We start from the raw sequence: 8,563 nt of genomic DNA, 5'->3' as shown, positions 1-8,563 counted from the left end.
ATTGGATTTGGAAAGAGAGGCTTTCTTGAGTTTGACCGGTGAGAAAAAGACATTGGAAAGAATTCACAGTATTCTCTTTAAAGGAAAACCGCTGAGAAATTAAGTAGTAAGATTTTAGTATCAAATAGATAGACTGTAAAGGTAAACATACAAACTATGCACAATTTCAAAGAGCTTAAAGTATGGCAGAAGTCAGTTGATTTTGCTGTCAAAATTTATTCGGTCACAAAGACTTACCCAATTGATGAAAAGTTTGGTCTAATTTCTCAAATGAGAAGAGCTGGAGTATCTATACCTTCAAATATTGCTGAAGGCTGTGCAAAATCTTCGGGCAAATCGTTTGTGAACTCTTTGGAAATCAGTCTTGGTGAAAGTTTTGAATTGGAAACACAAATGATCATTTCTGAACGAGTAGGAATACTTGATTCGGTAGTAGCTAGAGAATTGGAAAATGATCTTTCTGAAGTTCAACGAATGATCATGGGACTTAAATCTTCAATTGAGGCTAAATCTTGATACTAGTTACTTGATACTTAATACCCTAAATCCCAAATAACTAATAAACAAAACAATTAATGGAAGCATATATAGTAAACGGATATAGATCAGCAGTAGGAAAAGCAAAAAAAGGGGGCTTTAGATTTTATAGACCCGATGATCTTGCCTCAGATGTGATAAAGCATTTGATAGCGAATACACCCGGCCTGGAAACTAAGCACGTTGATGATCTTATAGTAGGTAATGCGGTTCCTGAAGCGGAACAAGGCATGCAAATGGGAAGGATGATCTCTCTTCTTGCCTTAGGTATTGATAATCCTGGGTTTATTATCAATAGATATTGTGGATCAGGTCTTGAAGCGATTGCTTTGGCTGTTGGAAAGATTAAAGCAGGAATGGCCGATTGTATCATCGCAGGTGGTACGGAAAGTATGTCACTTGTTCCAATGATGGGCTATAAAACGGCTTTGAACTATAAGATTGCAACAGAACACCCTTCCTATTACATCAGTATGGGATTGACTGCTGAGGAATTGGCGAGGGAATATGAGATCACTAGAGAGGAAGCAGATGCGTTTTCAGTTAAATCTCATGAAAAAGCATTAGCCGCCATTAGTGCAGGAAAATTCAAGGATGAGATAGTCCCAGTAGAGGTAGAAGAAACCTATTTGGATGAAAAAGGAAAAAAGAAAACCAGAAAATATACTGTCGATACCGACGAAGGGCCAAGAGCGGGAACAACCAAAGAGGTTTTGGCAGGATTGAAGCCAGCATTTAAAAATGGAGGTCAGGTAACAGCAGGAAATTCTTCTCAGACTTCAGATGGTGCGGCATTCGTAGTAGTGATGTCAGAGAAATTTATGAAATCATTGAATTTGGAGCCTGTAGCACGTCTGATGTCGTATAGTGTTGCTGGAGTTGATCCTAGAATTATGGGTATCGGACCAAAAGAAGCTGTTCCAAAAGCCCTGAAACAAGCTGGACTGGCTTTGAATGATATTGATTTGATTGAACTGAATGAAGCATTTGCTGCACAAGGTTTAGCAGTAATAAAATCTTTGGAGATGAACCCAGACATCGTCAATGTCAATGGAGGAGCTGTAGCATTAGGACACCCGCTAGGATGTACGGGAGCTAAATTGTCTGTTCAGATTTTTAGCGAGTTAAGAAGGCAAAATAAAAAATACGGTTTAGTGACCGCTTGCGTAGGTGGTGGTCAGGGAGTGGCTGGAGTTTACGAATTATTAAAATAATTCTAGATCGAATTTCAAATTTTAAAAAATATCCATTCTATATGGCAACAATATCAAAATCTATTAAAGGAGGAGAATTCCTCATCCGGGAAACCGAAGCTCAGGAAATTTTTATTCCAGAGGAGTTTACAGAAGAACAAAAAATGATGGCCCAGGCTTGTCAAGATTTTATTGATACTGAAATCACTCCAAAAATTGAGGAGATTGACAGTATGAAGGATCCGGATCTTGTACCCGCAATATTCAAAAAGGCCGGGGAATTAGGTTTGTTGGGAATATCTGTTCCAGAAGAATATGGAGGAATGGGAATGAACTTCGTTACCTCAATGTTGATCGCAGATATTATTGGTTCTGCGGGATCATTTTCTACAACATATGGTGCTCATACAGGAATAGGAACACTTCCAATCTTGTACTATGGCACAGAGGAACAAAAACAAAAATACCTTCCTAAACTAGCAACCGGTGAATGGGCGGCTTGTTATTGTTTGACAGAACCAGATGCTGGATCAGATGCAAATAGCGGTAAGACAAAAGCAACCTTAACGGAAGATGGTAAACACTATCTGATCAATGGTCAGAAAATGTGGATTTCCAATGCTGGGTTTGCAGATTTGTTTATTGTCTTTGCTAAAATAGAAGATGATAAAAATCTTACAGCTTTCATTGTAGAGAAGACATTTGGTGGAATTACCATGAATGAAGAGGAAAAGAAAATGGGAATAAAGGGTTCCTCTACCCGACAGGTTTTCTTTAATGAGTGTAAAGTTCCGGTTGAGAACATGCTTTCTGATCGCCAAAATGGATTTAAAATCGCAGTAAATATTTTGAATATCGGTAGAGTAAAATTAGGATCTGGAATTTTAGGGGGTACTAGAACAGTTACCACAAAATCCATTAAATATTCTACTGAGCGAAAGCAATTTGGAGTTAGCATCAACTCGTTTGGTGCGATCAAGTCGAAGTTGGCTGAAATGGCTATAAGAACGTATGTTTCAGAATCCCTATGTTACCGAGCTGGACAAGATATAGAGGATCAAATCAACGAATTTATCGGAGAAGGAATGTCCGAAAGTGAGGCAAAATTGAAAGGAGTTGAAATGTTTGCCATGGAATGTGCCATCGCTAAAATACATGGATCCGAGGTCTTGGATTATGTTGTTGATCAGGGTGTACAAGTATATGGTGGTATGGGTTATTCCGCTGAAGCCCCTATGGAAAGAGCTTATAGAGATGCCAGAATTTCAAGGATTTACGAGGGCACAAATGAAATTAACAGGATGTTGATGATCGGGATGTTGCTTAAAAGAGCGATGAAAGGCGAAGTGAATTTATTTGAGCCTGCAATGGCAGTTTCTGCTGAGTTGACTTCTGTACCTTCTTTTGAAACAATTGATACTTCTGAGTTATTTGCCGCAGAGAAAGAAGTCCTCAAAAAATTAAAAAAAGTATTCTTGATGGTTGGTGGCAAAGCTGCTATGGCTCTTCAGGATAAAATCGAAGATGAGCAGGAAATCATGATGAATCTTGCAGATGTAATGATCGAAATTTATGCATCAGAATCGGCTATTTTAAGAACAGAAAAACTGGTAGGCATAAATGGACTTGAAGCATGTTCTAACCAAATTGCTATGAGCCAAGTATATCTTGCTGAAGCAATAGATAAAATTAACGCAGCAGCAAAAGAAGCAATTGCCAGTTTCACAAAAGGAGATGAGCAAAAAGTTATGCTAATGGGTTTAAAGAGGTTTACTAAAGCAGATTTGGTAAACACGAAAGAACTTAGAAGACAAATTGCCGATTATATGATCGAGCAAGGGAAATACCCATTTTAACTAAACAGGGATTAAATTGGAGATACCTCTGGTACATTGTGCCAGAGGTTTTTTATTTCATTTTTAACTAAAATGGCAATAATTATTTCGGTATTAGCTAAAAACCACCAAATTAGTACCGATGAAAAAGCTAAGTTACCTTTTTGAAATAGGGTTGTTACTATTTGCCCTTTCCTGTACCTCTGATAAATCAAAAGAATTTGGTACTGAAATAAGTGCCGACATTGAGCAAATAAAAACAGGAAAAAAAATTTTTGAACAGCAATGTTCTACCTGTCATAATTTCAATGAAAATGCCATTGGTCCAAATTTGAGCGGTTTAACCCGCCAAATAGAAACAGAATGGATAAAAAAGTTCATTAAAAACCCGGCTGAAATAATAGCAGCAGAGGATGAAAGAGCAGTTAGGCTACTTTCTGTTTATAAGTCTGAAATGCCAGGTTTTCCCAATTTTTCAGATTCGGATTTAAATTCTATTCTTAGTTATCTACACACATTTGAAACCCTGCCAATTGAAATTCTGGGAGATACCACTTCTAATCTTATCCCAGAGAAAATTCAAGACTCTGGCATAATGGTTGAATTGGAGTTTTTTGCACAGTTACCCGCCTCTGATACGATGCCGGCCTTAGCCAAAATGACCAAAATGGAGCCTATTCCAGGTACCACTAGATTAATGATCAATGATCAACGCATTGGAATGTATGAGTTAGTAGATCAAAAGCCAGAGCTTTATCTAAATCTTTTGGAGCAAAGACCAGCTATGGTGAGTAAGCCAGGATGGGCAACAGGATTGGGGAGCTTTACTTTTCATCCGAAGTTTCAAGAAAATGGGCTATTCTATACAGCCCATACCGAACCTGGAGGTACACAAGCTTCTGATTTTGGTTATACAGACAGTTTAAAAGTATTTATGCAGTGGGTGCTGACGGAGTGGAAAGCAGATTCTCCTAATTCTAAAGTCTTCCAAGGCACTAGTAGAGAAATTCTAAGATTCAATAATTCCTCACAAGCACATGGAATGCAAGAGTTAACCTTCAATCCAAATTCAAAGGAAGGAGATCCGGACTTTGGGTTGCTATACATTGGCTATGGAGATGGAGGAACAGTTGAAAATCGATTTGCAAATGTTTCCAATCATGGAGGATCAGGAGTTTACAGTAGTATTTTGAGAATTGATCCATCAGGAAATAATGGAGTAAATGGGAAATATGGAATTCCTGAAATTAACCCATTTGCCGGAGATCCTGAAAAAGCTGGGGAGGTTTTAGCCTATGGGTTCCGAAACCCGAACCGAATTTTTTGGGATGAAAATGGTACGCTCTATGCTACCGACATAGGGCAACATAGCATTGAAGAGATCAATCTGATTGAGCCAGGAAAGTTTTATGGTTGGCCGATCAGAGAAGGAAGGTTTATGATTAATCCATTTGGTAGTTTCCGCACCTTATATCCATTACCAAAAGATGATGCCGAAAAAGGTGTGACTTATCCATTGATTCAATTGGAGCATGATGAAACAGTAGCCGTTTTTGCAGGATATTTTATGCCGGAGGGTCAACTTAAAGGGAAACTTTTGTTCGGAGATATTCCAACAGGAAGATTATTTTTTGCAGATCTGTCCCAAAAGCCAACCCCTGAAGTGAAAAGCTTAAAAGTCCATTTCGAAGGGAAAGATATGACAATGGAAGAGCTGGTAGGTGGCCGAGTGGATCTAAAATTTGGAATTGATTCTGAAAAGCAAGTTTATATCATGAGTAAGAATCAAGGTAACATTTATAAAATCATTGGAACACAATGAAAAAGCAATTAAAAGTCCTCCCTTCCATCATTCTTTTAGCTTTTATTTTTCTGATTTCTTGTCAAAAGCCAGAGAAAGAATCCAGTTTTATAGTTAACGATGAAGCTGTTGGGAGGCTAGATTCCACGCTTCAAGCCTATGTCAATTCAGGAAATGTAGCAGGTATTTCGGCTTTGATTTATGAGAAGGATCAAGAAGTTTATTTCAATGCTTTTGGCTTTGCAAACAAAGAGAAACAGATCCCAATGGATAGAAATACCATTGTGCAGATCTATTCCATGACCAAACCGATAACAGGAACTGCTTTGATGACTCTTTTTGAAGAAGGAAAATTTCAACTGGATGATCCTTTGGAAAAATATGCTCCGGAGTTTGCAGATATGAAGGTTTATGAAGGAGTTGATGCAGACGGAAACATGATTTTGGTAGATGCGGATCGCCCGGTAACAATCAGAGATATTACCAGACATACTGCGGGCTTTCCAAATCGTGATAACATTCCTGGATTGAGCGAAGTGATGAAGGAGAAGGATGCCAGAAGCTTTGAAAATACACTGACGGTGATGGCGGAAAAAATAGGAAGTACACCACTATGGTTTCAGCCAGGAACGCAATGGGAATACGGACAGTCGGTAGACGTTCAGGCTTTTCTGGTGGAAAGAATTTCTGGAATTCCATATGAAGACTATGTTCAAGATTATGTTTTAGGACCTTTAAACATGGACGATACTAGATACGTGGTTCGTGAGGAAGATTTAGATAGATTTTCTGCTGCTTACCAGCGAACAGGTGATGGAGAATTAACACAAATGCCAGACTCCTCAGCCCACGCATTTAACTTGAAAAAATGGCCATTGACCCCAGGCGGTTTTGGGTTGACTTCTACATTGGATAATTACATGACTTTTGCCAGAATGCTTGTCAATGAAGGAACATTTAAAGGAACCACTATTTTAAAACCAGAAACTGTAAAACTGATGGCTACGAATCACCTTCCTGATTCTGTCACGGAAAGATCTTGGCTCCCAAGTAAAGGAAGAGTTGGTTTTGGGATTGATTTTGCCGTGCGGACAGATCCTCCTGCTACCCCTGAAGAAATGAATGGTGTGGTAGGAGAATTTTTCTGGGATGGTGCAGCGAGTACGTTATTTTGGGTAGATCCTGTGAATGAATTGACAGCAGTGATGTTTGTTCAGCTTTACCCATACGATGGAATTAGCCTTCATAAAAATTTTAGAGATGCGGTTTACGGCAAGTATATTCCAAAAGGGAATAACCCATGAAGAAGTTATTTAAAAAAGTAAGCACTTGGATCAAAGCCAAGCTTAACCTGATCAAACCTGGCGAATATGCAGTCAGAGGAGCAGCAGTAGGCTTACTAATTCTTACCCTTATTGTTTTTAGTATTGAGGCAATAGGAATGAGTATCAATTTCAGAGACCCTTGGATTCTTCTTTTGGGATTGATCATCACAGGTGTTGCCTTTTTAGTAGCTTATTTAAGCACTTGGCTCATCAAGCAATTTCATGAAATTCCCAAAACGTATAAAATTGCCTTAATCATATCCATCATTCTGTTGAATTTTGTTCGTCTGAATGATGAGCGATTTGCTCCATACTTAATTCTTGTATTTTCATTGATCGGAGCTGGAATAGCAATGTTTCGACCAGGTCATTTTAGAAAACTGACATTGGCTAAGAAAGTGGTTGCAGATCTGGCTTTTGTAGTTGGAATAGCTGGCTTGATAGCGCTGATTTATTTTGCAAGCATCCGTGGTTTGGAGATGGATGAGCAGATTAATGCAGCTAGTCTTACTGCCGACCAAGTGAATCCCATTTCAGTACCTTCACCGGCTGAGGAAGGAAAATTGGATTTTTTCACCTTCACCTATGGTTCAGGAAATGACTTACGAAGAAATGAATTTGCAGAAGGAATAACATACAAAACGGAGTCTGTTGACGGAAGGGCATTTTTGGATAATTGGGAAAAATTTGGTGGCTGGTGGAGAGAGAGATATTGGGGTTTTGATTCCAAAGAATTGCCCATCAATGCCAGGGTTTGGATGCCTCAAGGAGATGGACCATTTCCTCTTGTTTTAGTAGTTCATGGAAATCACCCCATGCAGGATTTTTCTGATCCAGGTTATGATTACTTGGGAGAGTTTTTGGCCTCAAAAGGAATTATTTTGGCTTCTGTGGATGAAAATTTCATCAATGGATCTTGGACTGATCTTTTTGGTGGACTTGAGAAAGAAAATGATGCACGTGGTTGGTTGCTCTTAGAGCACCTGAGGGTCTGGGAAGACTGGAATTCAGATAGCAGTCATCCACTTCAAGGCAAAGTTGACATGGATAAAATTGCTTTGATGGGACATTCCCGGGGTGGAGAAGCAGTAGGCCATGCAGCGATGCTAAATGCAATGGATTATTATCCAGATGATGCCACGGTCAAACTTGGATACCATTTTAATATCCAATCAATTGTTGCCATCGCTCCTGTTGATGGGCAGTATAAACCTGGAGGATCCGGAACAAAATTTGAAAATGTTGATTACCTCACAATTCATGGAGCTCAAGATGCAGATGTAACTTCTTTTGCAGGATCCGTTCAGTACGAACGCATTAAGTTTACCGATAGTCTTTATCATTTCAAATCAGCTGTTTATATATCGGGTGCGAATCATGGACAATTCAATACCTCTTGGGGCGATAATGATATTTTAGCCACTTTTAAAGGGATTCTCAATTACGAGCAACTCATGGCTCCCGAGGATCAAAGAGAAGTTGCAAAAGTATTTATCGGAGCATTCTTGGAAGTAACCTTGAATGGTCGAGAAGAATATTTACCTCTTTTTACAGATGCACGAAAAGGAAAAGAATGGCTTCCCGATGCGATCTATCTTAATCAATTTGAAGATTCAAACACCAAGTTTTGGGCGAATTATGAGGAAGACTTTGATGTCAAAACTATATCTATTCTGGGTTCAGCTTTTGGAGAAAACCTAACTGTCTGGAAAGAAAAAGAAGTCGATATGGAATATGGCAAAAAGGGAAGTAGAGCAGTTTATTTAGGCTGGAATTATGAAAAGTTAAACGAGGATATTGATACGCTTTGGAAAGATGGAGCAAAACCTGTGATCCCAGATTCAATATTGGCCAGTTATACTTTAGAGTTAA

At 38.9% G+C, this 8,563-nt stretch carries 6 protein-coding genes; all 6 read left to right on the top strand.

Going from position 1 to position 8,563, the window contains the following annotated elements:
- Window positions 1-156 precede the first annotated feature (156 nt).
- Window positions 157-516: a four helix bundle protein gene (locus Q0L68_RS12465; RefSeq protein ID WP_296703602.1), complete on the top strand. Its 360-nt coding sequence runs from the start codon at window positions 157-159 to the stop codon at window positions 514-516.
- Window positions 517-575: 59 nt separating this feature from the next.
- Window positions 576-1,751 carry an acetyl-CoA C-acyltransferase gene (locus Q0L68_RS12460; protein ID WP_296703600.1) on the top strand — a complete coding sequence of 392 codons (1,176 nt, stop codon included), beginning with the start codon at window positions 576-578 and terminating at the stop codon, window positions 1,749-1,751.
- A gap of 41 nt (window positions 1,752-1,792) precedes the next feature.
- Window positions 1,793-3,586, top strand: a complete 1,794-nt coding sequence (locus Q0L68_RS12455; protein WP_296703597.1) for an acyl-CoA dehydrogenase family protein — start codon at window positions 1,793-1,795, stop codon at window positions 3,584-3,586.
- Window positions 3,587-3,707: 121 nt separating this feature from the next.
- Complete coding sequence (locus Q0L68_RS12450; RefSeq protein ID WP_296703594.1) at window positions 3,708-5,387, top strand: PQQ-dependent sugar dehydrogenase; 1,680 nt, start codon at window positions 3,708-3,710, stop codon at window positions 5,385-5,387.
- Window positions 5,384-6,670: a serine hydrolase gene (locus tag Q0L68_RS12445; RefSeq protein ID WP_296703592.1), complete on the top strand. Its 1,287-nt coding sequence runs from the start codon at window positions 5,384-5,386 to the stop codon at window positions 6,668-6,670. The genes Q0L68_RS12450 and Q0L68_RS12445 overlap by 4 nt, the downstream gene beginning before the upstream one ends.
- The coding region (locus Q0L68_RS12440; protein ID WP_296703590.1) for a hypothetical protein at window positions 6,667-8,563 on the top strand (1,897 nt) is incomplete at its 3' end. The genes Q0L68_RS12445 and Q0L68_RS12440, both read left to right, overlap by 4 nt.

Origin of the sequence: Algoriphagus sp. (genome assembly GCF_024642405.1) — a bacterium.
Taxonomy (GTDB): Bacteria; Bacteroidota; Bacteroidia; order Cytophagales; family Cyclobacteriaceae; genus Algoriphagus.
Note: the sequence above shows the minus strand (reverse complement) of the source record. Positions and strands in the feature narration are given on the sequence as shown.

Bases quoted from the DNA above. Each gene is read 5' to 3' on its own strand.
- Q0L68_RS12465 (WP_296703602.1), top strand. From the start codon at position 157: ATGCACAATTTCAAAGAGCTTAAAGTATGGCAGAAGTCAGTTGATTTT.
- Q0L68_RS12460 (WP_296703600.1), top strand. From the start codon at position 576: ATGGAAGCATATATAGTAAACGGATATAGATCAGCAGTAGGAAAAGCA.
- Q0L68_RS12455 (WP_296703597.1), top strand. From the start codon at position 1,793: ATGGCAACAATATCAAAATCTATTAAAGGAGGAGAATTCCTCATCCGG.
- Q0L68_RS12450 (WP_296703594.1), top strand. From the start codon at position 3,708: ATGAAAAAGCTAAGTTACCTTTTTGAAATAGGGTTGTTACTATTTGCC.
- Q0L68_RS12445 (WP_296703592.1), top strand. From the start codon at position 5,384: ATGAAAAAGCAATTAAAAGTCCTCCCTTCCATCATTCTTTTAGCTTTT.